20 protein-coding genes are annotated in these 26342 nt (G+C 58.3%); 19 read left to right on the top strand and 1 reads right to left on the bottom strand.

Annotation, left to right across the window (positions count from 1 at the left end):
* Positions 1 to 40: 40 nt before the first annotated feature.
* The 14 genes from RQH14_RS05440 (at position 41) to RQH14_RS05375 (ending at position 16036) form a co-directional block, all read left to right on the top strand.
* The gene (locus tag RQH14_RS05440; protein WP_311212319.1) at positions 41 to 1801 is read left to right on the top strand and encodes an IlvD/Edd family dehydratase; all 1761 of its coding nucleotides are present in this window, start codon (positions 41 to 43) and stop codon (positions 1799 to 1801) included.
* A complete protein-coding gene (locus RQH14_RS05435; protein ID WP_311212318.1) occupies positions 1798 to 2850 on the top strand; it encodes a D-2-hydroxyacid dehydrogenase in 1053 nt (350 codons plus the stop codon). The genes RQH14_RS05440 and RQH14_RS05435 overlap by 4 nt, the downstream gene beginning before the upstream one ends.
* Positions 2851 to 2992: 142 nt before the next feature.
* Positions 2993 to 4456 carry an APC family permease gene (locus RQH14_RS05430; RefSeq protein WP_091466944.1) on the top strand — a complete coding sequence of 488 codons (1464 nt, stop codon included), beginning with the start codon at positions 2993 to 2995 and terminating at the stop codon, positions 4454 to 4456.
* Positions 4457 to 4497: 41 nt separating this feature from the next.
* Positions 4498 to 5505, top strand: a complete 1008-nt coding sequence (gene iolG / locus RQH14_RS05425; protein ID WP_024820607.1) for an inositol 2-dehydrogenase — start codon at positions 4498 to 4500, stop codon at positions 5503 to 5505.
* Positions 5506 to 5632: 127 nt separating this feature from the next.
* On the top strand, positions 5633 to 5869 hold the full coding sequence (locus tag RQH14_RS05420) for a hypothetical protein (RefSeq protein ID WP_231342981.1): 237 nt from the start codon (positions 5633 to 5635) through the stop codon (positions 5867 to 5869).
* Between the two features lie 265 nt (positions 5870 to 6134).
* The gene (locus RQH14_RS05415; RefSeq protein ID WP_166660247.1) at positions 6135 to 7019 is read left to right on the top strand and encodes an ATP-binding cassette domain-containing protein; all 885 of its coding nucleotides are present in this window, start codon (positions 6135 to 6137) and stop codon (positions 7017 to 7019) included.
* Between the two features lie 8 nt (positions 7020 to 7027).
* Positions 7028 to 8014, top strand: a complete 987-nt coding sequence (locus RQH14_RS05410; protein ID WP_311212317.1) for an ABC transporter permease — start codon at positions 7028 to 7030, stop codon at positions 8012 to 8014.
* 89 nt (positions 8015 to 8103) lie between these two features.
* Complete coding sequence (locus tag RQH14_RS05405) at positions 8104 to 9072, top strand: sugar ABC transporter substrate-binding protein (RefSeq protein WP_311212316.1); 969 nt, start codon at positions 8104 to 8106, stop codon at positions 9070 to 9072.
* A gap of 110 nt (positions 9073 to 9182) precedes the next feature.
* On the top strand, positions 9183 to 10226 hold the full coding sequence (locus RQH14_RS05400) for an FAD-binding oxidoreductase (RefSeq protein WP_311212315.1): 1044 nt from the start codon (positions 9183 to 9185) through the stop codon (positions 10224 to 10226).
* Positions 10207 to 12138, top strand: coding sequence for an FAD-linked oxidase C-terminal domain-containing protein (locus tag RQH14_RS05395; protein ID WP_311212314.1), 1932 nt, complete (start codon positions 10207 to 10209; stop codon positions 12136 to 12138). Before RQH14_RS05400 ends, RQH14_RS05395 begins: the two co-directional genes overlap by 20 nt.
* Before the next feature lie 701 nt (positions 12139 to 12839).
* Complete coding sequence (locus tag RQH14_RS05390; protein WP_396136270.1) at positions 12840 to 13421, top strand: carboxyltransferase domain-containing protein; 582 nt, start codon at positions 12840 to 12842, stop codon at positions 13419 to 13421.
* A 110-nt stretch (positions 13422 to 13531) separates the two neighbouring features.
* Positions 13532 to 14128, top strand: a complete 597-nt coding sequence (locus RQH14_RS05385) for a TetR/AcrR family transcriptional regulator (protein WP_311212312.1) — start codon at positions 13532 to 13534, stop codon at positions 14126 to 14128.
* 136 nt (positions 14129 to 14264) lie between these two features.
* Positions 14265 to 15728 (top strand): APC family permease, encoded by a 1464-nt coding sequence (locus RQH14_RS05380; RefSeq protein WP_311212311.1) that lies wholly within the window; start codon positions 14265 to 14267, stop codon positions 15726 to 15728.
* An 86-nt stretch (positions 15729 to 15814) separates the two neighbouring features.
* Positions 15815 to 16036 (top strand): hypothetical protein, encoded by a 222-nt coding sequence (locus tag RQH14_RS05375; protein WP_054808180.1) that lies wholly within the window; start codon positions 15815 to 15817, stop codon positions 16034 to 16036.
* A gap of 160 nt (positions 16037 to 16196) precedes the next feature.
* Here RQH14_RS05375 and RQH14_RS05370 read toward each other — a convergent pair whose 3' ends face one another.
* A complete protein-coding gene (locus RQH14_RS05370) occupies positions 16197 to 17228 on the bottom strand; it encodes a DUF4192 domain-containing protein (RefSeq protein WP_311212310.1) in 1032 nt (343 codons plus the stop codon).
* A gap of 1515 nt (positions 17229 to 18743) precedes the next feature.
* Here RQH14_RS05370 and RQH14_RS05365 point away from each other — a divergent pair.
* The 5 genes from RQH14_RS05365 to RQH14_RS05345 all read left to right on the top strand — a co-directional run bounded on the left by RQH14_RS05365 (position 18744) and on the right by RQH14_RS05345 (position 25389).
* Complete coding sequence (locus RQH14_RS05365) at positions 18744 to 19784, top strand: hypothetical protein (RefSeq protein WP_311212309.1); 1041 nt, start codon at positions 18744 to 18746, stop codon at positions 19782 to 19784.
* Positions 19781 to 20386, top strand: coding sequence for a hypothetical protein (locus RQH14_RS05360; protein WP_311212308.1), 606 nt, complete (start codon positions 19781 to 19783; stop codon positions 20384 to 20386). Before RQH14_RS05365 ends, RQH14_RS05360 begins: the two co-directional genes overlap by 4 nt.
* An 11-nt stretch (positions 20387 to 20397) precedes the next feature.
* Positions 20398 to 22431: a hypothetical protein gene (locus tag RQH14_RS05355; RefSeq protein ID WP_311212307.1), complete on the top strand. Its 2034-nt coding sequence runs from the start codon at positions 20398 to 20400 to the stop codon at positions 22429 to 22431.
* A 386-nt stretch (positions 22432 to 22817) separates the two neighbouring features.
* Positions 22818 to 24305 (top strand): hypothetical protein, encoded by a 1488-nt coding sequence (locus RQH14_RS05350; RefSeq protein ID WP_311212306.1) that lies wholly within the window; start codon positions 22818 to 22820, stop codon positions 24303 to 24305.
* A gap of 880 nt (positions 24306 to 25185) precedes the next feature.
* A complete protein-coding gene (locus RQH14_RS05345) occupies positions 25186 to 25389 on the top strand; it encodes a hypothetical protein (protein WP_311212305.1) in 204 nt (67 codons plus the stop codon).
* Positions 25390 to 26342: the final 953 nt, after the last annotated feature.

Raw genomic sequence — 26342 nt, 5'->3', positions numbered from 1 at the left:
TTACCTGTCAAGACCGATCAAGCCCAAGGAGCTAAAAGACATGGAAGAGTCGAGCTATAAGGACCTCCGCAGTGCGCGCTGGTTTGCACCCCACGACCTCACAGGATTCGTTCACCGAACAGCGATTCAAGCTGAGGGCTTCTCCCGCTTCGCACTCAAGGACAAACCGGTCATCGGCATCGCGAACTCGTGGTCGGAGCTTGTCAACTGCAATATTCACTTCAAGCTGCTGGCCGACGCTGTCAAGCGCGGTGTCCTCATGGCGGGTGGGCTGCCCCTGGAGTTCCCCACCATTTCCCTGGGCGAGAGTCTCATGAAGCCTTCAGCCATGCAGTTCCGAAACCTCATGGCCATGGACGTTGAAGAATCCATCCGCGCCTACCCGTTGGACGCCATCGTGCTCCTGGGCGGCTGCGACAAGACCGTTCCAGCCCAACTCATGGGTGCTGCGAGTGCGGATGTTCCGACCATCATGCTCACCGGTGGGCCCCAAGAGCCGGCGCACTTCCGTGGTAAGCAGCTTGGTGTCGGCACGGACACGTGGAAGTATGCCGATGAGCTGCGTGCAGGAAAGATCACCGAGGCTGACTTCGACGAGCTTGAGTCGGCTGCCAAGCCCTCTGCTGGACACTGCAGCGAAATGGGAACCGCCTCTACCATGACGTCGCTGGTTGAGGCGCTCGGCATGTGTTTGCCGGGCTCTGCATCAATCCCGGCCGTGGACGCGCGTCGTGCCCAAGCTGCCGAAGCCACAGGACGCCGGGCAGTTGAAATGGCCATGTCACAGGGACCAAAGCCAAGCGAAATATTGACGAAAGAGGCGTTCGATAACGCCATCACCCTCTTGATGGCCGTGGGTGGTTCCACTAACGCAGTAGTGCATCTTCTGGCGCTCGCGAGGCGCGTCGGTTACGAGTTGCCGCTGGATCGCTTCCATGAGATTTCGCAACGTACGCCCCGCATTGTCAACGTCCGCCCCTCGGGCGAGTACTTGGTGCAGCAGCTGTTCCAGGTGGGCGGCATTTCCACGGTGCTCAAGGAATTGGCGCCGCTCCTGAACAAGGACGCCATTACCGTCACAGGTGAGTCCCTCGAAAATGGTTACAACTCGGCCCCCGAACCCGATGGCGTAGTGGTCAGCACGCTCGAAGCCCCATTTGATGCCTCCGGAGGCATCGCCGTCGTCCGCGGCTCCTTGGCACCCAACGGTGCGGTCATCAAGCGAAGCGCGGCATCCAAGGATCTGTTGCAGCACAAGGGATCGGCGGTGGTGTTCGAGGACATTTATGATCTTGGGCGCAGGATTGACGATCCCGAGCTGGACATCACCGAAGACTCTGTTTTGGTCTTGCGAAACAGCGGGCCCGTGGGAGCTCCCGGGATGCCTGAATGGGGCATGCTGCCCATTCCCGAAAGGCTGTTGCGGCGCGGCATCCGTGACATTGTCCGTATTTCCGATGCCAGGATGAGCGGCACCGCCTTTGGAACCACAGTGTTGCACGTATCGCCTGAGGCGGCGGTGGGTGGACCGCTGGCGATAGTCCGGGACGGGGATCCCATTGTGCTGGACGTAGAGAACCAGCGCCTGGACCTGGATATCCCCGCTGAGGAGATCAAGGGCCGACTTGCCGAACTCAAGCTCCCCGAACCGAAATACCGGCGTGGCTACGGACGGCTCTTCATCGATCACGTCAACCAGGCCGACGAAGGCTGTGACTTCGACTTCCTCAAGGGCCTTCCCGATGAGGAACCACAGCGTTTGCCCTATGGCCTCATGAGCGGTTGGCAGGGCGGCTGGTGAGTAGCTACGCGTCCGAACACGAGAACAACCGGGGGAGTGCCGATGAGGGGAAGGCCCGGGGAGCTGTGTCGCGGCCGAAAGTGATGGTGATTGTTCAGGAGGGCCGGCCGCTGCCTCCGCTTGAACGGTTGGAAGCCGAAGCTGATGTCGCGGTGGTGCGCACTGCAGATGAGTTTCGGGCCGCCCAGCCAGGGACGGAGATGCTGTTCCTGAACGATTTCCGGACCAAACTCCTTCGGGAAGTAGGACCCGGCGAGTTGCGCTGGATACACACGTCCAGCATCGGTGTTGACAGCCTCATGACCCGGGAGATCATTGACAGCGACATTGTGGTCAGCAACTCCCGCGGCGTGTGTGAGCGCCCCATCGCTGAGTGGGTCCTGGGGGTGTTGCTGATGTTTACCAAGGATTTGCGCCGCACCATCGAGCTTCAGCAGGCCCGGACATGGCAGCACCGCGAAACCGAGCCACTGCTGGGCCGGAAGGTCTTGGTTGTGGGGCCGGGACCGGTGGGCCGCGAAACCGTCCTTCTCCTCCGTGCTGCCGGAATGGACGTCGACATTGTGGGTCGATCTGCGAGGAATGACGCACAGCTGGGACACATCTCCGGTTTTGATGACCTTGACCGGCTTCTGGGCATCGCTGATGACGTGGTGCTGACATTGCCGCTCACAGAAGAAACCCGCGGCCTGTTCAACTCGTCGCGATTCAAGAAAATGCAGCCCGGAGCTCGCTTGGTAAATGTGGGCCGCGGGGCGGTAGTGGTGGAGCAAGACCTTCTGGAGTCACTTGACTCCGGCCGCCTGGGCGGCGCAGCCTTGGACGTCTTCGAGCATGAGCCATTGGATGCCGCTCATCCGCTGTGGAGCCGGCGGGACATCCTGGTCTCACCTCATGCCTCCGGGGACCTGATCGGGTGGCGGGGAAAAGTGGTGGATTGTTTTGCCCGGAACCTCAGTCTCTGGAAGGCCAATGAGCCCTTGAATGATGTGGTGGACCTGAAAAAACTTGATCCATCTGCTTCTGCCATGGCGCCCAAAAGGCCCTGATAAAGCCTTTTCCCATGGGATATTTCGTGAGCTGAACAGGCCGGAATATCCCATGGGATCCCGTGTCCCAAGCTGGTACAGTGCTTCCACGATCCCCGTCGGTAGTGTGATTCAGCACTCAAAATTTCGCGACGAGGATTACATGTCAAGCACACCAAGAGGTACGACGAAAACGCCGGCTCAAACCCAGGAACACAAGCTCAGCGGCAACATGGGCGTAGGCGAGCTCGTGATGAACGTTCTCGCTTTTTCATCACCGCTGACGACCGTTGCAGGCACACTGCCTGTGATGCTTCTCTTCAGCGGCCATACGGCACCGGGCATCTACCTTCTGGTGACGCTCATGCTGCTGATCTTCTCAGTCGGCTTCGTCAAGATGAGCCGCAGCGTTGAAGCTCCCGGCGGTTTCTATTCATTTGTCACAGCCGGCCTGGGTAAACCTGCGGGCCTCGGCGGAGCACTGCTGGCGCTCTTTGGCTACATCTTCATAGGGTTCTTCGCACCGTCCCTTTTCGCTCTCACGCTCCAGAGCTTCGTGGTCAACACACTGAACGGGCCCGACATCCCCTGGTATTGGTACGGGCTCGGCATCATCGCCATCACCACTCTCTTGGCCTATAACCGCATTGACCTCTCGGCAAAGGTCCTGACCGTTGTCATGCTGCTTGAATCTGCAGTTGTCATCATCTTCGACGTTGCGGCCTTCTCCACAGGATCCGCAGAGGCGGTTCAGGGGATCGGCTTCTCGATGCCATGGATCACCGATGCCGGATTGGGGCTGGCGTTGTTGTTCGCCGTCGGAAACTTTTTCGGGTTCGAGGCGACCGTCATCTACCGGGATGAAGTCAGGAACCCGGATCGCACCATCCCCAGGGCCACGTACATTGCAGTGGTGGGCATCGGATTGTTTTACGCTGTGGCGGCGTGGGCCTACACCTCCTTCATCGGTCCTGACAAAGTCCAGGATGAAGCTGCAGCAAACACAGTGAACCTGTTCAACGATGGTGCCACGGTGCTGGTGGGAAAGATCTTTGCGGATATTGCAATTGTCCTGCTCATCACCTCGATCCTGGCGTCAATGCTCTCGATCCAGAACATCGCCGCCAGGTACAGTTTCTCGCTGGCCGCCGATGGAGCGTTGCCCACGATTCTAGGTCGCGTGCATCCCCGTCATAAGTCGCCCTACATGTCGGCATTGGCCATTGGCCTGTTGTGGGCCGTCGCAACCGTCGTCTTCACCGTCATTGGGGTAGCCCCAGAGGCCTTGTACCCGATTGCAAGCGGGAGCGGCACTTTCGCAGTCCTGCTTCTGATGTTCATCACCAGCTTTGCCGTGCTTGTTTATTTCGTTCGCCGCCGGCGGGTGGACCCGGATTCGGTCTGGAAGACCATCGTGGCTCCGATTATCAGCGTCTTTTTCCTGGGGCTCATCACCTACTTGGCCATCACAAATTACCCGGAACTTATCGGTGGGTCGGCAGTGATGACTGCCATCTTCATGAGTTTCACTTTTGCCTTGTTCTTCGGCGGGATTGTCTACGCATACCTCCTGCGTTCCAAGCGGCCTGATGTTTATGCGCGCTTGGGCCGGCAAAAGATCGACTAACAAAAAAGGTTCCTCTTCCTATATAGACCTGGAGATCTGCAATGACGCATCAAATCAGAGTCGGCCTGTTCGGAACCGGGCGCATAGGTCAAGTACACGCCATGAGCTTGGCTACCCTGGACGAGGCTACGCTGTCTTGGGTTTGTGATCCCTTCATCGAAGGTGCTAAACAAACCGCAGCTGAATTCGGTGGTCGGGTGACCGACGATCCTGATGAAGTGTTCGCTTCAGGTGAGATCGATGCTGTCATCGTGGCCTCTCCCACGGCGACTCATTTGGACCTCGTCGCAAAGGCGATCGAGGCGGACGTGCCAGTCCTCTGTGAGAAACCGATCGACCTGGAAATTTCCCGCGTGAACGCTTTTCGGGAGATAGCGGCTTTGTCAGACGTTCCTGTTGCCCTTGGCTTCAACAAGCGCTTTGACCGCCATTTCGTGGAGCTGAAACGCCGCGTGGCCGCTGAGGAAATAGGAGTTCTGGAGCAGCTGCTGATCACCAGCCGGGACCCGGGGGAGCCCCCGGCAGCCTATCTTCCCCAGTCCGGCGGAATCTTCCGGGACATGACCATCCATGACCTTGATATGGCACGATACTTCATTCCAAATATCGTTGAAGTTTCAGCACAAGGTGCAAACGTATTCAGCGACGCCATCCGTCACGCGGGCGATTTCGATTCCACCGTTGTCACCTTGCGGGGATCCAACGATGAACTCGTGACGATCATCAATTCGCGCCACTCAGCCTACGGTTATGACCAGCGGATCGAAGCCTTCGGGTCAAAGGGGCTTCTGCAGGTGGGGAATAAGAACGATAACCTCGTCCGGCACTGGGGTCCTCGATCCGTTGAATCCATTGGGCCATACCAGGACTTCTTCCTGGAGCGCTATGCAGAGGCCTATCGACTGGAAGTTGCAGAGTTCCTCCGTGCTGTTCGAGGCCTGCCTTCCAGGAGTCCCGGGTTCGAGGACGGCCGTGCTGCATTGATTCTTGCGGATGCTGCGGAGAAATCCGCCCGAACCGGCACTGCCGTTGAAGTGGACCTGAGCTAATCAGGTAATAAGGCCGCCTGCCCTGGGCCGCAGATGTTCCCGCAACGACAACTGCGGCCCAGGCCGGGCATTTTTAATTGTCAGAACGCTGGAGATGTGGTGCCAAGGAAAGGATGGGTAGCCGGACATGAACGCAGCCCATAAGTCAGAGAACTCAATGCAGGCCAGCTGGACACCGCCCGCCGGGTTCTGGGAGAAGGTGGAGCCTGGCGACGCTGTCCGTTTGCAGAGGCCCGGTTGGCCTCCCTATGACGGATACGTGGACGACGCGACTCCCGACGGTGATATCGTCTGGGTTCTCTCGGTGGGTGAGCGTCGACTATTTCACGTAGCCGACGGCTACAGCCTCGTTGCGTGGCCGTAAGCAGCTGATTTTAGCTTCCAGTATTCTCGCTGGAAGCTATTTTTGGTTAAGCAATTGAAACGTATCATTCTCGTGTTCCAAAGTGGCACACATCCACGGAACGCTCATCCGTCAAAGTTCTAGTAAGTGAAACAGTGTGGCGAAGGTCACGCGGTTCGGGGCTTTTGAACCATCCCGAATCAGCAGGTCAAACAACGTAGTTTGATGGACCGCGCCTCAAGTGTTTCACCGGATCATTCACATGGCCCTAACGAACGAGGATGAGATGACCGAAGCACCACCGGCGACCCCTCCACTGGTCGCCCTCAAGGACATACACAAGACATTCGGAGCAGTGTCCGCCTTGCGCGGCGTCAGCATCGATGTCCAGCCTGGCGAGACCTTCGCACTGCTGGGCGACAATGCCGCCGGCAAATCTACGCTCATGAAGGTACTGACGGGCGTGTACCAACCAGACCGAGGGTCCATCGAACTGGACGGCAAAGCCACTGAGTTCCCAACCCCATCAGCTTCACGCGATCAGGGCGTGGAGATGGTTTACCAGGACTTCGCCTTGGCGGACAACCTTGATGTTCGTTCCAACATCTTCCTGGGCCGGGAGCCGCAGAAGAACATCCTCGGCCCCCTATTGCGGATCATCGACCGCAAAAAGATGGAACTCGAAACCAAACGGGTACTCGAACGCTTGGACATCCCCATCAATCCACGGCTCAAGGTCAAGAGATTGTCAGGCGGACAGCGTCAGGCAGTCGCCATTGGCAGGGCGTTGGCATTCGATGCCCGCTTGATCATCATGGATGAGCCCACGGCAAACCTGTCGGTAGCCAAGGTGGACAAGCTCATTGAAGTGACCCAGCGCCTCAAAGATCTCGGCATTGCCGTCATCATCATCACTCACCGGCTGGATGAGGCATTTGCCGTGGCAGACCGTTTCGCGGTGATGCGCCAAGGCCAAGTAGTGGGTCGCTTCCGGGTTGGTGAGGTTACTGAAGCGCAGGTAGCGCACCTTATCTCCCACGGCACGTTGGATGACTATATCGACGACGGCGCCGGCATCCCTGACAACCGCCGCAAGATCGGAAGCACCTCATCGATGGATGTCGTTGATGTGATGGCCGCTCCTGGCACTACGAATGCGAGCCACTCATGAGTCTCACCATGGAAAACATCAAGACCAAACTCGGGCCGGCTGACCTTAAAGAAGGAATGACCGCCACCAAGATCAAGCGCTTCATTGGTGACTATGGGATCATCATTCTTTTCGTGGTAATCCTCATTTTCCTCGCAGCCGTTGCGCCAAACTTCCTGACCCTGAACAACATCGTCAACGTGGTCCGGCAGTCGTCCATCATCGGACTGATCGCCCTCGGGATGACGTTCATCATGATTACCGCCGGCATTGATCTTTCCGTCGGCTCAATAGTGGCCTTGGCAGGTATGACCTTTGCATTGCTTGCCCCGGCAAGCGGTGGCGCGTTCTGGCTACCGCTGATTGCAGGCCTTGCGGTCGGCCTGTTGGTTGGCTTCCTGAGTGCAGCGTTAGTGGTTTGGGGAGCCATCCTGCCGTTCCTGGCAACACTGGCGACGATGGCCATTGCCCGCACGGCAGTCCTGGTCATGACGGACGGGCAGGTTGTTTCCGGTCTCAGCGGACCTGCTGAATGGCTTGGGTCCGGTTTCATCGGCCCGGTTCCGGTCCCGGTGATTATTTTCTTGATCGCCGCAGTTATCTGTGAGTTTGTTCTCAGCCGCACCAAATTCGGTTCGCATGTATATGCCGTAGGCGGCAACGAAGAGTCAGCCAAGAAAGTGGGCATCTCCACCAGCCGGGTGCTCTTCACCGTTTACCTCATCGGTGGCGTGACAGCCGCGCTGGGCGGACTGGTTCTTACCGCCCGTCTCGACGGGGCTGCGCCCGTAGCTGGCACCGGCTACGAACTTCAGGTGATTGCCGCCGTCGTCATTGGAGGAACGAGTCTCTTCGGTGGCGTAGGCACCATCCGCGGAACGGTCATCGGTGTCCTCCTGCTGGGCGTGGTCATGAATGGCATGAACCTGATGGGGGTCTCGTCGTACTACCAGCAAGGAGTCCAAGGCGTCATCCTGGTGCTCGCCGTGCTGCTGAACCGGTGGAAGTCTGACTAGCCACTGCAATAACTGAAATGCCCCGAACCCAATGGGGTCCACAGAACCAACAATCTCCTCAGCAATCAGAACCATTGAAAGGAACCATCATGGGAATGCGACAGAAGCTCGCCATAACCACCGCTATGCTGGCCGCTGGAGCCCTCACACTCACCGGCTGCGGGGGGAGCAGTACCCCCGGCACGTCGGAGGCTGCCGGCAAGTCCTACAACATTGGCGTTGTGGTTCTTGACCTTCAGGACCCGGACCTGGCGCACATGACGGACGCCATGAAGAAGACGGCCGATGAAAAGGGCGTCAAGCTCAACATCACCGACTCCAAGAAGGACGTAGGAAGTGAGCTCAACCAGGTTGAGGATCTTCTCACCCGTCAGGTAGACGCCGTCATCATGCAGCCTTTGGATGGCGAGGCCAGCCAGAACGCAGCGAAGCGTGTCATCGCGGCCAACATACCGCTGTTCATTCTGTCCACCGAGTTCGCCGAAGGTTCGGACGTTGGATACAAGAGCTACATCGGTGTGGATGACACCGTGGCCGGTGAAATGCAGGCTGAGTACCTGAACAAGGCTCTTCCGGAGGGCGGCAACATTGTTTTCGCCGCGGGCATCTACGGTGCCTCCTGGACCGATCGCCGCAAGAACGGCTTCGACAGCAAGATCAACAAGAACTTCAAGATCGTGGCTGAATTCCAGGCGAAGGGAAGCCGTGACGACGCCAAGCGCAACATGGAAGACACGCTTCAGCGCTTTAGCGCCGGCCAGATCGACGCCGTCGTGGCCAACAATGACGAAATGGCCATCGGTGCAGCCTCCGCTATTGCTGACGCGGGACGAACCGCCGAGTTCAAGGCCGTAGTCGGCGTTGACGGTACTGAACCAGCCATGCAAGACATCAAAGCCGGGACAATGACTGCCACCGTCCGTCAGGACTCTGCTGGCCAGGGCGTCAAGGCAGTTGAGGTTGTCACGGACTTCCTCAAGGGCGGGAACGTGGAGAACCGCTACACGCTGCCGTTCACGCTCATCACTAAGGACAACCTTTCCGAGTTCTTGAAGTAAGCAGCAAGATCAGTCAAGCGGGCACAGCGGGTTTATCCGCTGTGCCCGTTCTGTTTTGGCACAATCCAGGGCATACCGCGGCTGCCTACACTTCTTCCTGAAACCTACGAATGGAGAACGCAACCATGCCCCATGGTGACAGCGGCGACACGGCTTTGAGGCAGTTGCTCGCCCGGTTGGAACATCACGGCGTCGAGGTGGACGACTCTTCGCGAAGGCTGTCTGAATACTCCTACGATGCATCGAATTATCGGGTAAGACCCGCCGCCGTGGCTTTCCCAAAAAGTGTCAATGACGTACGAACAATCGTGCGCCTATGTTCGGCGTTGGCAGTACCGATGACGACGCGCGGCGGGGGTACCTCGATGGCAGGGAACGCCATCGGCGACGGTTTGGTGATGGACCTCTCCCGCCGCATGAATGCAGTAGGGGCTCTCGACGCCGAAGATAGAACAGTTTGGGCCGACGCTGGGGTTGTCCTCGGTGAGCTGCGCGCCCACGTTGAAAAGGCCACGACGGGTACTCTGACATTTGCACCGGATCCTTCCTCCCTGACCCGGGCCACCATCGGTGGTTCCATCGGCAATGACGCCTGCGGAAATCACTCCGTGGCCTATGGGCGTATGACGCATCATGTGCGGGAAGTGGATCTTGTCACTGCTGACGGCGCTTACCTGAGGGCCGGGCGTGGCTTTCTCCGCGCTGTTGACGAATCCGACACCCACTCCGTTGCTCGCGCGCTGGAGCTCACTGAGGGCCTGGAGGCTTTGGCCGCAAAAAACATGGCCAGGCTACGTGTTGAACTTCAAGCCATTCCCAGGCAGGTTTCCGGGTACCACGTGGGCCATCTGCTGCCGGAACACGGATTCGATGTTGCCGCCGCATTGGCAGGCAGCGAAGGTACGTGCGCTGTCGTTGTTCGCGCAAAAGTGGGCCTCGTAGCCAAACCCCTCACCACAGCCCTACTGTGTCTGGGCTACCGCGACACCATCGACTCCGCACGTGATGTCACTTCCATTTTGTCCGCCAAGCCGAGCGCCATCGAGGGGCTGGATGTTTCGATCGTGGACATCATGAGGCACCGGCGAGGAGCCGCCAGCGTTGAGTCGTTGCCTGGGGGGGAGTGCCTTCCTCATGGTGGAGTTTTCGGCTGATACTTTGCAGCTGGCCGACACTTCCTGTCAGGAATTGGCCGACAAGCTCGGCGCGAACGGGCGCGTTGTCGATTTCAGGATCGTCACTGACCCTGTTGAGCGGGCAAAGTTGTGGCGTGTGCGTGAAGACGGCGCCGGACTCTCGTCGCTGCGGATCGACGGAGTTCAAACGTGGCCGGGTTGGGAAGATTCTGCTGTGGCCCCTGAACGGCTTGCCGACTACTTGGCGGACCTTCTTCCACTGGTGCAAAGGTACGGCTACACCGCCCTCATGTACGGCCACTTTGGAGCAGGGTGTGTGCACATGCGATTGGACTACGACCTCCGCAGCGACTCCGGACGCAAGGTCTTCAGTGACTTCACCCGTGACGCGGCTGACCTGGTGGTGACCCATGGTGGCTCGCTGTCCGGCGAGCATGGCGACGGCAGGGCACGCAGCGAATTGCTGGAAGTTATGTATTCCCGGGAGATGATCGGCATCTTCAGGGCCTTCAAACACCTCTGGGATCCGGCACAAATCCTCAACCCCGGGATCATCGTTCATCCAGTTCCTTTCGCTGCCTCGCTGGCCTTGGAAGGTGTCGTCAAGCCTGGACCCACCCACGGTGAGCTGACCGCAGACCCGGGTGCCGCCGTCGTGCTTTCCTCTGGAAATCGCGAACTGCTGAAGGTCTCCAGTCCATTTGTGGGTAACTCCCACGCCTGTATCGGAGTGGGCAGGTGCCGTTCCACCAGCGGCGGGTTTATGTGCCCCAGTTATCGGGCCACGAAGGATGAAAAGGATTCGACCCGCGGCCGTGCGCGGGTGCTGCAGGAACTGACCCGGGCAAACGGCAACAGCAAGGATGGCTGGTCAAGCCCGGAAGTCCGGGAGGCCCTGGACCTTTGCCTCTCTTGCAAAGCCTGCTCCACGGATTGCCCCACAGGTGTAGACATTGCCGAGGCAAAATCAGAATTGGTCGACGAGTACTATCGTGGGCGGATCCGGCCGTTCACGCATTACTCCATAGGGTGGCTGCCGCGGTGGCTTCCGCTGCTGACGCGGGTGGCGCCACTGGCCAACCTGGGAGCATCATTCCGGCCGTTCAGGCTTGCGGGGGAGTGGCTGGGCATCAGTGCCCGACGACGGCTCCCGGCTTTTGCGGCGAACGGTCGGATCCGAAAGCGGGTGCGGGAAGCCGAATTTGCGGACAATGCCGACATCTTGGTGTTCATCGACAGCTTTACCCGCGCCTTTAGGCCCGAGGTGGTTCCGGCTGCTGCCCGCGTGCTCCGTGACACGGGCAAATCTGTAGGCTGTACGCCGGACGCCTGCTGCGGTCTGACGTGGATCTCCACCGGGCAGCGCGAAGGGGCCCGACGGCGGTTGGCTCAGTTGATCAGCAAGCTCGACGACGGCACGGACCGGGACATTGTTGTCCTTGAACCCAGTTGCGCTGCCACCATCCGGGACGAAGGTCCGAAACTGGTAGGTGGCGACGCTGCTGAGAGGGTCGCGGCCAGAGTTCGATCCTTCTCCGTCGCCGTGGACGAGGCCGTTACTCGAGGATGGAAACCGAAGGCCCTGCCGCCCGAATCAGCAGTATTGCAAACGCACTGCCATGAGCATGCCGTGTTCGGTTCGGGCGCCCAGAAACGGGTCCTGGAAGCCTGGGGAGTTTCCAGCTTGGTGGAATCATCCTCGTGCTGTGGCGTGGCCGGCAACTTCGGTTTCGAGGCAGAGCACTTTGACATGTCGATGAAAGTTGCGGAGCACTCGATCATTCCGTCAATTGGTCAGGCTGATGCTGGTGCACTGGTTCTTACGGACGGGTTCAGTTGTGCCATGCAGGTCTCACAGGTGGACCCTGAATACACCAGCAAGCATCTGGCCGTGGCGCTGGATCCGTTTAGCGCCCGATGGGCGGACTGAATGGAGTACTTTGGGGTCTTCCTGGTTCTAGTGGCTGCCGGGTTGCGCTTGGTTGGCGACCACTTGGCCAAGCCCGGCCCGCAGCCCCGGGCTACAGCAACAATGCGAGGTGTCCACAGCGTCCCGCCTCGTGCAGCGGCGCTTCTGATTGCCGCGTCCGGGATCTTCATCTTTGTTGTCAGTATCAGTTCGCGTTGAGTCCGCGAATTCTATTGTGCGGTGTCTCAAACTGACACGGATTGAAAGGTCTGCAGGAACCCAAACTGGAATTGACCAAAAGGCACAACTAATTCTTAAGGGTTGATCCCGATGATGAACAGAAAGCTCGCACAAGGGCGGCACGTTGAGTGGCTGCGAACCTCACCTCACTCCAGTGAGACGGATCCCGGAGAGCGTAGCGACCATTCGCTAAAGCGGTCTGGCAGAACTGTTCATCGACTCCTGCAGGAAATGTCGGAGGGCCGCGATACGAGTGATGCGTGGCCGTGGCCGATTCGGGGCATCTAGACCCTCCAAGCTGCGGTCCGTAGCGCTTGTACCTGGCACTGTGTTCAAGCGCTACGGCCCGCTTTCTTTCCTCTCACGGGAGAACTGAGGGCGTGGTGAGTCTCCAGGATTTGGCTTTCATTGCCTGTGAACCTGGAAAGCTGCTGGTGGAGATACTGGCGCCGGCTGCTCCTGGTCCATACGTAGAAGCATTCATGGAGGCCGTCCAGTCTCTTGAATCAGTCGCAATCAATGGTTTCAAGAAGATGAAAGATGGCGTCCTTCTCGACTACGACGAGCGTTCCATAGGTGCGAAGGACCTCGAGGCTTTCTTAGCGGCTGCCTATTCAACGGTCACCTATGACCATGGCGAGCATCGTCCATCTACGCACATCTTGCCGATCACGTTTGGAGGTCCGGCGGGACCGGATCTGGCTGTGGCAGGCGTCCTTTTAGGTACGTCGGAAAGCACCCTGATCAGGCGGATCTGCCGAAGTAGACACACTGTGAGAATGTTCTCGGAGCCCGGGGCATCTGCGCTCCTCGAATTGCCGTGGTCGGACAGTGGCCTCCAAACACTTCAGGCGAGCAGATCCAAACGGGCTGTGCCTCCAGGGTCGCTGACCCTATCTGGGGCGGGACTGACCATTGCCAGCCGGGCAGCCTATTCAGACGAACTTATCATCGGGCGGGTGACCGAGAGATCGGTCGGAACTGCCGCGCTCCTGCGAATGGGCGATCATATGTGGCTGAGAGGACGGTTGGATTATTCCTCTTTGCTAACGAGTGTTCGTTAGCTAAGGTGGAGTCATCACTGTCGATCAACGGGGTGGGTGATGTGAGCGAGTCGCCGCGACTGCAAGCTAATGCCGCTGTCAGAAAATTCCTGTCAGGGCGTGATTGGTCAATGCAGACTCCGACCCGGCGCCGAATCGTGGCGGGCTTCCTGCAACTCGCTGCGACCCGCGGTTTTGAGTCAGTCAGCCTGCGCACCTTAGCCAGAGAGGTGGGTATGCAAGCACCCAGCATCTACTCGAGCTTCCCAGGGGGAAAAGACGAGATCGTGGCGGAGTCGCTCCGGTGGTTTACGCATGCCTTTGCTTACGACCTTCTGGCTGGAGCCGAGAAAGCGACGTCTGCCGAAGAGTACTGGGCTGCGCTTGTCCAAGGCCACCTGGCTCAGCAACTGCAAAGACCGGAACCGAATATATGGGACCTACTGGTCGCTACGGACAAGGTGGCACGCTTTCTAAAGGACGAGGTCCGCGCAGAGGCCGACCTTTGGACCAGCCTCCACCAAGACATGTACATTGCTGCAGCCGATGAGATGGGGCTCAAGCTCTCGGCCTCTACCGTCCAACAGATACTCACCGTGCTTGACGGTGTTGGTCGATGGGCCGATCGGAGCGGCGGGGACCAGGAACTTTCTCTGCTGACTGTCCGGGCTGTGGCCCTGACTCTTTCCATCGCCGAGATCAACGCCGAAATCCGAAGTGCCGTCTAGCTCCACATGCGGCAATAGTACGGCCTACCCGGTCTCGCTGGGGCATCCACTGGAAGGTGTCCCAAGGTGGCACAAGGGCGCGACGCCGGCCATCGATACTGTGATTCGGAACTCATAACCAAGTGACGAGGCCTACATGCAACACAAGACAATTGACGCTCCTCAGGCGACGCGCCATGCCCAGGAAACCCGACTCAGCGGCAACATGGGGGTGGGGGAACTTGTGATGAACGTGCTGGCATTCTCGTCACCTCTGGCCACCGTGGCGGGAACTCTCCCCGTTCTCCTGATGTTCAGCGGCCAGACCGCCCCAGCTATCTATGTCCTTATAACTCTGATGTTGCTGATGTTCTCTGTGGGCTTTGTGAAGATGAGCCGGAGCGTCAAGGGACCTGGCGGCTTCTACTCCTTCGTTACGGCCGGCTTGGGAAAGCCTGCTGGTCTTGGAGGCGCCTTTCTTGCGCTGTTTGGCTACATCTTCATCGGATTCTTTGCACCTTCGTTCTTCGGTGTGACCCTTAACGGTTTCGTCATGAATTCCCTGAATGGCCCGGATGTCCCTTGGTATTGGTACGCGCTAGGCATTATCGCTGTGACCACACTCCTTGCGTATAACCGCATCGATCTCTCGGCGAAGGTGCTCACTGTCGTCATGCTCTTGGAAGTGGCCGTGGTGGTGGTGTTTGACATCGCGTCCTTCTCAGCCAACGGGATGGAGGCAGTTCAGGGAGCGGTCTTTGCCCTTCCCTCCCTGGGGGATGCAACTCTGGGCCTGGCGCTGCTTTTCGCCGTCGGGAACTTCTTCGGATTTGAAGCGACCGTTATTTATCGCGATGAGGTCAAGAACCCTGACCGGACCATACCCAGGGCGACCTACATCGCGGTCGTCGGCATTGGGCTCTTCTATGCCCTTGCGGCGTGGGCGTTCATTGCTTTCCTGGGCCCTGACAACGTACAGGCCGCGGCGGAGTCCAATACTGTGAACCTCTTCAACGACGCCGTTGCAGCTCTGGTTGGGAAGATCTTTGCGGATATTGCTGTGGTGCTGCTCATTACGTCGGTACTCGCGTGTATGTTGTCGATCCAGAACATCGCGGCGCGGTACAGCTTTGCATTGGCGCGAGATCACGCGTTGCCAACGGTTCTTGGGCGGGTGCATCCCAAGCACAAGTCACCGTTCGTTTCAGCACTGGCCGTCGGAGTTATCTGGGGTGCCGCTACGGTCGTCTTCACAATTCTGGGCGTAGCGCCTGATGTCCTTTATCCAATTGCCAGCGGAAGCGGTACTTTTGCAGTGCTGCTCCTGATGTTCATTACGAGTTTTGCTGTGCTCGTTTACTTCCTGCGGCGCCGCAGCTTTGCACCTGAATCTATTTGGAAGAGCATCATAGCTCCACTGGTCAGTGTCATTTTCCTCGGCGTCATTACGTACCTGGCTATCACCAACTACCCTGAACTGATCGGCGGTTCAGCCCTGCTCACTGTGATCTTCATGAGCTTTACCTTCGCCCTGTTCTTCGGCGGCATCTTTTACGCGCTCTTCCTCCGATCCAAGCGTCCCAACGTTTATGCGAGGCTGGGCCGGCAGAATGTCGACTGATCCGCATCGGGACCTTTCCGCCTTCTTCTCTTTCCCCAAGCGAATCGCCACGGTCGCTCGCTGCTGCCAATGTTAGGAGAATCCCAATGAACAGCTACTACCCGCTCGCTCTTCTGCTCGCGCGACAGGAAGCGGCGCAAAGCGCTCTGGAAACGGCAAACAGCGCTCTTCCACACGCCCCTGTCGTCCCTGTCCACGAAGGATCGTCACATCCTTGGTTGGATGCCCTGCGCGGGCGCGTTGCAACGATTCTCCATCGCGTTGCGTGGGCACTTGAGCCAGAGGATCACATCGGCATCGATCACTAGCCAGGCTTTTCGCGCCAGTAGCGGGTGGACTGATTGCGCTTCCGCGCTCCGATCCATGAACTCAATCTCCCGGACGGTGCCAGGGCTTGGACACGGCACCGTGTAGAGGCCCAGCCCTAGCCCGATACCCCAACAGGGCATCATCGGTCGGCTGTTCCCTTCAGGGCATGTCGAGCCGGGTTTTGTAGGCGGTGTTTTTGTTGGTGTTCCAGCCGGCGATGATGCCGGCTCCGAGCATCTGATCGGTGAGACGTGCGAAGCGGTAGCCGGGGTCCGTGTCTAGGGCGAGTTGCATGTATTGGTGTGCTTTGGACCCCCTGCCTTCCCACCAGCTGATGTAGCCAATGGTGGTGAGGATGGGTGCCGCGTGTTGTGGGCTGGTCCGTGTGTAGGCGTGGAGGAGGAGTTGTTGCGCCCATTCGACACGTGACCATTTTGGCGCGGTCTGGGTTTGGGCGAAGAGGATGTGTTGGGGTGGTTCGTCGATGCCGGGGATGTCGGCCATGAGCCGGTCGCGGATGTGGGGGAATTGGAAGTTCGCGATGAGGGTGGCGCACTCGGTGTCTGTGGGGAAGTCGTTGCATTCCAGCATCGTCGTCCAGAGTTGTCTGGCTTGTTCCGCAGCTTGTCGCGGCGCCTGGGCTCGGATGGTGTTCATGAGGTTTTCGACGGCGATGGCGTGGTCTGCTTCCTGGGCTGGCGCAGGGAGGACGATTTGGTTGGTGGGTTCGATGGTGCTGCCGCGGTAGATGAATTCGGCGTTGACGCGGCTGTATTCGGTGGTGCTGAGGGGCAGGCTGATGTCTTGTCCGGGTTCGCTGTCGTAGGGGGAGTAGGTGTTGTCGTCGACGAAGATTCCGTCACGGATGGTGATGCCGTTTTCGGCGAGGACTCCGGTGAGTGCGGCGATGGTTGCTGCGTGTGGTTTGGGCTGGCCGGGTTCGCAGTAGTGTGAGGTGTAGAGGGCGAAGACGATGCTCGTCGCGCTGGTGTCGCTAGTGAGGTAGCTGCTGACTGTCCTGGCATAGGCGAGTTCTGTTCCGGGTTGTCGGGGGAGATCGATGCGGAGGGTCGCCCCGACCTTGCCTTTGTCCAGGGTGATGCAGACTAAGCTCTCGTTGGGCCAGAAGCCGAGGGTGTGCCCGATGAAGCTCAGCAGGTCTGCCGGGTCTTTGATGGTGAGCGCATTCATTGTCCTGTTCCTTTGCCCTTATTGGTGAGACTGTGGTCGTTGGTCCTGTGGGTCGTTCTGATAGGAGACCTGTGCGCTGGGGAAGGCCGGAGCAACTTGGGGTACCGGGACAGGGCCGGAAGTTTCAAGAGGAGATTGGCGACGTAGGTGCGCCGAGCGAAATTTCCGGTTTGGGTCCGGCGCGGTAGCGCCCTGGCTGCGCGAAGGGCCACCCAGCGATGATCGGGATATCAGAATGACAAACAGCGTTGTTGCTTCTGCCTATTCATGGGCAGCCCGATGTGCAGCGTCATGACTGAGCGGCCCTAGTCTTCGGCATGTGGCATCGCTTGGCGGGGCCGCTGCGCCGGATGGGCCGGGGGACTGCTTTCAGTCCCGACATATGCGCCGTTATCGGCACCTGCATGACTTGACTTCAGTTGCCAGCCACCACGCTGGTTTCCGGATTGACTTCTAATTCGCACCGGTAGGGACGATTTACGGCAGGAATGTGCAACATGCACTACCTCCGAGAAAAGCGAGGCCAGAAACGCGTCAAAACACTGGGCTTCCGTCTTTGCCCGCAGTGTGGGGACGACATGTCAAGAGCCAGACAAAATTCTATGTATTGCAGCACAAGGTGTCAGACAGCAGCTTGGGTCGACGCAAACATCGACGTTGTAAGGCTGAGGCGTCGCATGTCCCAAAGCAAGAGAAAAGCAGCCAAGTACGGCAATCCTGGTTACAAAGACTTCGGTATCCAAGACTGGCTCGACCTCGTGAAATTTCTGGATCATCGGTGTACCTACGGTGGAGAACAACTCGATGCCAGCGAACTGGAGTTGGATCACATTGTCCCATTGAGACGCGGCGGCGCCCCCACCGTCTCTCCAACATCACGGCGGCTTGCAGCCCATTCGATCAAAGCGGGATCGGCCACTCTTGATCGAATGGGCTCCGAAGCGCCTAGGCGGAAGGCCCCGTTGGGACAAGACTGCTCCACGGGGGCAGTGATCGAGCCCATGGAAACAGGAAGAGCGGAGAGGGAACGACGGCCTTCTGCCTCACATCAAGAGGTTGGCTGCATCATTCCCCGAACTAGCAAGGGCGATTGAGCTAAAGGAGTCATTTTTCAGCAATGCACCGAAATCGGACCAGTGCCACCGGAGGAATAAGCGTCAGGTGCATAATTCCGGGGCAGCTGCGGTTTCATCGACTCAATCGACGGGTAAGAACCGCCGGAGGAAATTACGGCGTCGGCCGCGGTCAAATCCGTTAGACGAAGCCGACGTGTCCTAAGGGTGGTGGGCTTCCTTTGGGCCTGAGGACGGCCTCCGTCTCTCCGCCGGCAAGCCGTTCGATGGTTGGGGTAGCTTCATCGCGTTGCGGGAAAACACTCCACTCAATACCGTTTCGGAAGACTGATGCCTGTAGCACTAGTTGGATCAGGTGCGAAGGTGGATACGCACATCCCAGACTGTGTGGGTTCATGGCTTTTAGATATGCTGCTGCTACGGAACGGGACTTGGAGGTTGGTTGTCAGAACAAATTGCTGTGGTGGGCTCCGGCGATATCGACTTTCGATTTCTCCAGACGCGGTTCGCGGGTCCTTCGGGTGCCCGAGACGCATTTGAACGGCTTATAGCAGACATTGTCGGTATCGTTCATCCCGATGTTCAGGAAGTTCAAGCGAACCCGGGCGATTGGGGCATTGACGCCTATGTCGGCGACCTTGGAAAAGACGGTGAAGTCCATGTCTGGCAGTCGAAGTACTTCATTGACGGGTTTGCTAAGACGCAGCAGGGCGATGTTCGAGAATCGTACAAGTCAGCGCAAAAAGCTGCCGAGGAGAACGGCTACAAAATCGTGACTTGGACGCTCTGCGTCCCTTGCGAACTGGATGGTCCGATGCTCACCTGGTGGGAACGGTGGAAAAAGAAGACTGCCAGGGACGATAACCTCGTGGTTGACCTCGAGACCGCAGGGCGACTGAGGCGCCGGCTGCAGTCAGCGGCAGCGGCGGATGTCCGGAACAACTACTTCTCGCCTATTTTCACAGTTCCGTCGACAACGTCTGAACCCGAAGAGCCGCGGGGGTTGGAGGAACTCGTTGACGACACGCAGTACGACGGTGCACTCTTCGTTCGCCAGATGGGCGAAGCCGGTTTGCCAGAGACGTTCGCTGCCAGAGAGGCCTTCTTCAACGCTGAGATCTTGGAGCGAGAGGTTACCGACAAGGGAATCCGCCCCGAAGTTATAGCGCTCTCGACGTGGCGCGTTCGGGTCTCGTCGACTTGGTCGACGGCCTTTAACACAGCATGTCAGATGTCGACGGACCGGCGTTTACCGCAATTATATGGTGAAGTACTAGGAGGCATTGAGACGAGTCACGCGCAGGAGGCCGCGAGTCTCCGAGCGCACGTCCTCCACGGCGTGGGCTTACTCCATCAAGCCGTGGACAATGGTCGCGCGGGCTGGGTTCGTGACTGGCGTGATGTCGCGAAAGACCACCGTGCAAAGGGCGGGGTCGGCGCTTCCAACCGAAATGATGAGGAAAGACTGGATGGCGCACCGTGAACGCGAACGCAGATCCCGAGGAAAACGCTGCATCGACACTGCGTGCGGAGTCCGTTCCTGCCTTTCGCATGGCCCAGATCATGCTCGTACTGGTCGGTGCACAAGCCCAAGAGTTCAAGCTTGATCTTGAGCGGCTCTCGGTCATCGAATTCCTGTCAGCTAACCCTTTCCTGGTGCTGGACACGGAATCTCCCGCATCCACTCAGCTACGGCTCCAAGGATTCGGCCGCCATTCCATCACCTACGCCTCGCCGAGCCAGCGCTTCGTATCTCGTCGGGAACGAGTGACGACGGACCTCGCCCAACTAGTCGCTTTTGGGCTCGTGCGACTCACCGTGAGTGCGGGACAAAGAGTATTCACCGTCACTGAGCTTGGGCAGAATGCAGCGGACAGTCTGTACTCTGTGTACGCCGACGCATTTCGGCTCAGTGTTGCGACCGTTGCTCCACTTGTGATGAAACTATCTGCATCGAAAATGCGGGAGCAGCTCGAAGCGTGGCTTCGGGTGGACCCGGTACTTTTTGACCTTATTGATAGTCCGACAATCGATGAGTTCGAGGCTGAAGCATTCGGGCTCGCATCGCGCGATATGCTTTTCTAGGAATCGACCTCATGACGAATCTTCCAGCATTCAACATACGAGCCCTCCGTTTGGTCGGACCAAAGCATTCGTACCGTGTCGACTTCACAGACTCGCATGACAAGGAGCAGATCCGCCGACTGTCGATTATCGCCGGTGAGATAAGCACTGGTAAGACCACCGTGCTGGAGTTCATCGATTGGTGCCTCGGCGCGAAAGAGCACCCCGAACATGATGAGGTGCTAGCGAACGTACGATCCGCTCAACTTGCCATCGATGTGGCGGGAACGAGCGATGCCAGCCGTGACTACGTCATAGAGCGAGCGCTGGGCACGCAGAGAACCAGTGCCTACCTTTACACCGGCGACCTCGACACAATGTCTAGCACACCAGTTAGGTCCTTCACGTCAGAACCCGCCGACGCAGATTCCCTGTCCTACTATCTCCTGCAGCTGTGCGGTCTTAGCGGGCTGCGTCTCGACCAGTCACCGACTCAGACCGACTCAAAAACTAACGTACTTAGTTTCCGCGACTTGCAGCCGCTCTGGTTTCTAACAAATCGCAGACTCGACAACGGCGACCTTGCCTACGAAAGACAACCTCACCGTTCCATCAAGCTCAATCAAGTCGTAAATATCCTTTTCGGCGTCTCAGATAATGAGCAGTCGTCACTGTCGCGTGCCGTGGAAGAACTTGGTGCGGAGGAACGGGAGCTCGCACGGGCTGTGCAGACGCTTCGAATGTTCCTGACGGACGCGGGAGTCACCACCATCGAGGAGATCGACCGAGAGTCGGACCGGCTCAAAATCCACGCAGCGGAACTTAACGCACGGAAGCGGGCTATGGACGCCAACATTTCCGCCCGAGGTGACTTCACCTCAGAGCTACGTGCAAACTACGCCCGGAACGAAAAACGAGCACAGCGCATCCAAGCTGAGCTGCGAGACCGGGAAACTCTTGCGCGGCGCCTCGAACCCCTCCGGGCACAGTATGCCGACGAAATACGGCGACTTGATCTAGTCGCTGAATCGTTGAACCTCTTTGACTCGCTCACCGTGGTGGCGTGCCCAGCCTGTCAGAGCAAGCTCCAAACACCGCCCCAGATCGTCGGTAGTGAGTGCACATTGTGTCACTCTCACCTAACCGTTGACGTCGCCAATGGGCAGAGCGTTCCTGATCTAAGTACGGAACGACGCAGCCTCGTGCGCCGGCTGAACCAGCTCCTAGGTTTCGCTCAGGAAGTGCGTGCAGAGGGCGACAAGCTGCGAAGGCAACTGAGCGCTGCCAACGCAGACGTTCGAGAAGCGCAATCAGCGCTTGACCGGATCTCCGGCGAAATTGTCTCCCCCTTCTTGGTGCAACGGGACGAAATTCAGATGTCACTCGGCGACACTCGCGTCGAGCTGAAGACGATGCTCCGAGCGCGGCAGATGCTGCTGCAATTGCGGCAAAAGGAGGTCGAACTTATGCAGACATCAGCAGCCCTCAAGGAAGCCAGATCGCGCAAGGCACGATACCTGGAAAAAGCGACCTCCCGGGACGCGACGCTCACCCTGATCGGCGAACGCATTTACAGCATCCTTGAAGACTTCGCCTATCCGAAGATCAATCTCGTTCATCTTGACAGGAACCTCGTACCGTTCGTTCGGGGGCGCCGATATGACAAGGTCGGTTCATCCGGGGCTATGACGCTCATCGCACTTGCCTGGGAACTCGCGCTCTTTGAGCTAGCCTTCGAGCAGGGCTCAGGTCATCCTGGATTCGTCATCATTGACAGCCCCCAAAAGAACCTCGTCCCCGGAACGGTTGCTGTCCCAAGCTCCTCGGCTGGTGACATCGACGACGGAGCAGAAATTGGCCGGCTTATATCTGCCAGCCGCGGCAACATTGTGGAGAACATCTACCGTCACGTCGATAGTTGGCTCGCCAAGCACCCCGGCGCGCAGATTATTTTCGTCGATAACCAACCGCCCTCTGTGGCCAACCAGCACATAGTTGTTCGTTACTCGCAAAGCCCTGACGATCCGCCTTACGGTCTCATCGAAAACGAGGATGGTCGTGCGTAGATGTGTGGGATCTGGATGTGAACAGGTCACCCGCTCATCTCAGGACTCGTAGATTGCCGCCTACGGGCCCATGGCGAACGTAAGTGATTGTGGGGCCGGGTGGGGCTGGTCAGCTGTCTACCAACCAGGCGAAAAAACACGCGCGTCAAATATCGGTACACGCTGTGCTGCTCGCCGAACCACACGATGGCTACTGGTCGTGTTGCAATGGGCGGATTTTACGAACCTGAGCCGCGCCGCCCAGACCTCGCACGCCTGCCCTACCTTTAGTCGCGGCCTAACGGGCGGTGTTGAGGGCGATTACTGCTGGTGCCTAGCTATGGGTTATCTTTTGGGAACAGGGCCGCAACCAGGAGCGCGTGTCATTCAGCGGATCGGGGAGAAGTATGTTTGAACTGCGGTACGAGGAGTATTCAAACTGGCACAAAAGCGCCGAAAAGGGTTTTTTAAAACCTGCCCTGGCAACGGCGCTGCGGCTTGTTGAAGAGCTGTTGGACGAGCGAATCGACTCCGTAGATCGCGGGCGCTTTCGGATCTCTACGAGTCGTGTAAAGTCGCCGCAGCGGTCTTTCGCTAAGCTAAACCGTGAGAAATACTTAACCCAAATCGAGGCACTTGACGATGTACCACAGGTGATAGATGATCTCGTGGGCATTCGAATTATCTGCAACAATCTCTCTGATATAAATACTTTCCAGGAAATTATTGGGGAGTTGCCTATTGAAAGTGGAACGGCAGCTGATTCCGTCACCGTGGAGCAGAATTCTCACCGAGACTACTTCGCCAATCCAAAACCATCAGGATACCGCGCCTATCACGTGAATCTAGTAGTGCCGGTCCCACACATGACGGGATATCGGCGCGTTCGAGTTGAGCTTCAAACGCGAACGCTGCTCCAAGATGGATGGGGCGAACTTACCCACGAGGACACCTACAAGCCGGGTTCCACTGTGCCCCAATGGATAGTAGGCATGTCGCTTCGCATGGCGGAGCTCCTGGCTGCCGTAGATAACATTGCACAAGACCTCCGCATAGGCCTGGACGTCGAAACGCAACGTTCTGTGCGCGAAGTTGACGCGCAGCCAGACGACGCCCCAATTGCGTTTGTCGCTAGCGGTCCGGACACTGTGGTCATTCCGACACCGGCTGAAGGCGGGGCCGGTCAGCAGTTAGACGAGGAAATCCCTCGGATAGGTCGGGACTCGGAGATCACTGCAGCACTCATTGAAGAGACGCTTTCTGCAGTGCATGAACTCAACAAACCCCTTCCGCTCGCTGCCCTGTCCCAACAGTTAACTCTTGTGTTCGGCACGGAGATCACGAGCGTTTGGGCAGAGTTGGGGGGTTTCAAACGCTTCCTTGAGTCTGTGGTTCCGAATGCACTGCTGTCAGGGCCATCCCCCGGATACATACACCCGCTAAACACTCCAATCCCAGACGGTTGGACCACGGAAGACACGGGCACCGGAGTCGTGCCAGAGATAACGAGAGAACTCCGCACTTACGACAAGGCGCTGCCCCTTATCGGTCCAGAAAGACTCGATCAGGTGATGGTTGCAGTTGCGAACGTATTGGGTGGCCTTAAAACGAACTACGCCACAGGAGGCAATATCTCAGCCGCCGAGATTGATGTCTTGGCTCGTGAAGCTCGTGTCGATGCCCAAAACCGGGGCCAGTTAGTGGTTAGACCGCACGCAACGTATGTCCTACAAGCCCTGAATCGGGCTGGAGGGATAACGCCATCGACAAGCGTGGACGATGTTCGTCGTGTTCTACTCGATCGAATCCTTGAGATGGGAGAACTCAATGGTTTGAGTACTAAAGCACCAAAGAACCAGAATGAGGTCCGCGAGTGGCTCAACATCACAGCCTGAGCTGACACGATGAAACCTCGAGTACGTCAAATGTCGAGTCTTCGCTTGGAACTGCGGGTAGCGGACAGCGTTCGCAAACTCCAATGTTCAGCGTGGATGGCGATGTTTCATGCTTCGTTTCTAGTCGGGAACTAAGTGCTGTCACTTTCAGTGGTCATCCTGGCCCTGGTCACAACGCGACGAAACAAAGTGGACACTGTCCACACTTTCCGCCTCGAACTGCCTCGTACAAGCACCGGACTGCCCGGGATTCCGCATGTTTCCGCGACTTCCCAGTGTTTGCAAGGCCGGGAATCCCGTTCGAGTCCCACCTCGGGCACGGCATACCCCCTCGTCAGAGGGGGTTTTTGCTTTAACGTGTGTACATTCTGGGTGGTCAGGTCCCTCTGACACTGGCCGCGGGGTGCGCCTGGCGCCGCGGGTCGCCTGTTCAGTTGTGGGGGAGCGGGTTCAGGGACTTGGCTTGTGGGCCCTCCGCTCGCTGTGAGCTGGGGCTATGGGTTCCTCTCTTGGTTCGTCCGGTAGGTCGTGGTTGGCCTACACCTCTTCATGGGTAGGAGCACTGAGTGCAACATGACTTCGAGATCCTGCGTCAAAGTTCTTGGTTTTGGCTCGTTCTTTAAGTGAGGAAGCCAGCCAGGCGGATGCTTTGTCAGGCCAAAGAGAGTGTGGACATTGTCCACACTTAAATCTGCTTTTTGACTGGGCAGGTATGTTTCGGATTTCTTGCTCACACAGCTTCATTGCAAGCTCGTGCTTTCGTCGTTGTTGTGCGCTCGAAATGGCCGAGGTTCGCCGCTTGGTGTAGGCGCCATGCAAGCCATCCTCCCAAGAGGTGGACTCCCGGGTAGTGTTTGCCCTAGCCGACAAAGGGGTCACCATGAGCTATAAATATCGAACTGTCCGGGTCCGCGGTACCGAGCTCGTTGGAACAATTGCCAGGAAGCACGGGGCTGCGGCTGAGATCTACGAAACATCCAAGGACCTGAGCACATCCGTTGTTCCCGTGTTCTTCGAGGCAACGGGTGAGATCCGTTTCTTCGAGAGGTCAGCGCTGGAGGACGTGGTGGCGCCAGCCGGTTGACCGCCCAGGCAGCACATACTAACGCCTGCCACGGCGGTCTGCCCGGTGGTGCGGGTCATCAGGGTTTGACTGGCCGCGCACGCAAGCCCGTCATTGGACAATAAGCGCTTCCACCAGTCCGGATTGCTCATGTAGCAGCGCACGCAGGACCTGCCAGAAAGTAGAGGGGACTCTCGCCTGAAATCGGCACTCGGGCGCTTTTCAGGGAGAACGGCTCGTAGGCGCCTCGGTCGGAGTCAATTCGTCAACCTGACCCACTGCTCCTCGCCGGGCGGGGAGAGCTTCCAATCAAAAAGACCTTAGAGCGCTGACCCAGTTGAGCATCGTTGGTGAGACAACCGACTGTCATGAGGTCAGAGCGGTCAGCGGGCCTGCGCTTCCCGACGGGTGCGCTGGACGATGGGGTCCGGACTGGCGCCGCGTTTAGCAGTTGCTGCGTGTAGTCACTGCTCGGCGAGCCGAACATCTGGGCCCGGGAGCCCTGTTCAACAACGCGGCCCTGATGCATGACGGCCACGCGGTCACTTCCGCTCCCGCCTTCGCTGGCTCTCCGCCATTGGAGAGATCGCTCTGAACGACCCGGAAGCGTGCTTCGCAGTCATGATCCAATGGCGCCGACTCAGCCGACGGCGAGCGGCCGCTCCATCGCTCGGGGCTCACCTTGGGTCCACCGTCAGCGTCGCTGCCGGTCGCCTCGGCGGAAAGGATCGGTGATGTCCTGCCTGTAGAAGCGGTCGGAATGCCGAGATGTTTTCGGACGAGGCGAATCCAGGCAGGCTGGCGAGTGCCGCATTTGACGTGTGGCCAAGGCCGTTCTAGAGCGGCTTCCTGCCGCTCCTGTCCAAGGCCACCGCGTGTGGTTGGATTTGCCGACGTCCACGCCAATGAAGGCATCAACGGGTTCGTGGTCCTTGATCGCCCATAACCTGACCGCTGGCATGTCCTGCGACCCC

The sequence above is a fragment of the Arthrobacter sp. WCS2018Hpa-7 genome, from assembly GCF_031843805.1.
In the GTDB taxonomy this organism is placed as follows: Bacteria; Actinomycetota; Actinomycetes; order Actinomycetales; family Micrococcaceae; genus Arthrobacter.
This window is presented reverse-complemented; position numbering and strand designations above follow the sequence as displayed.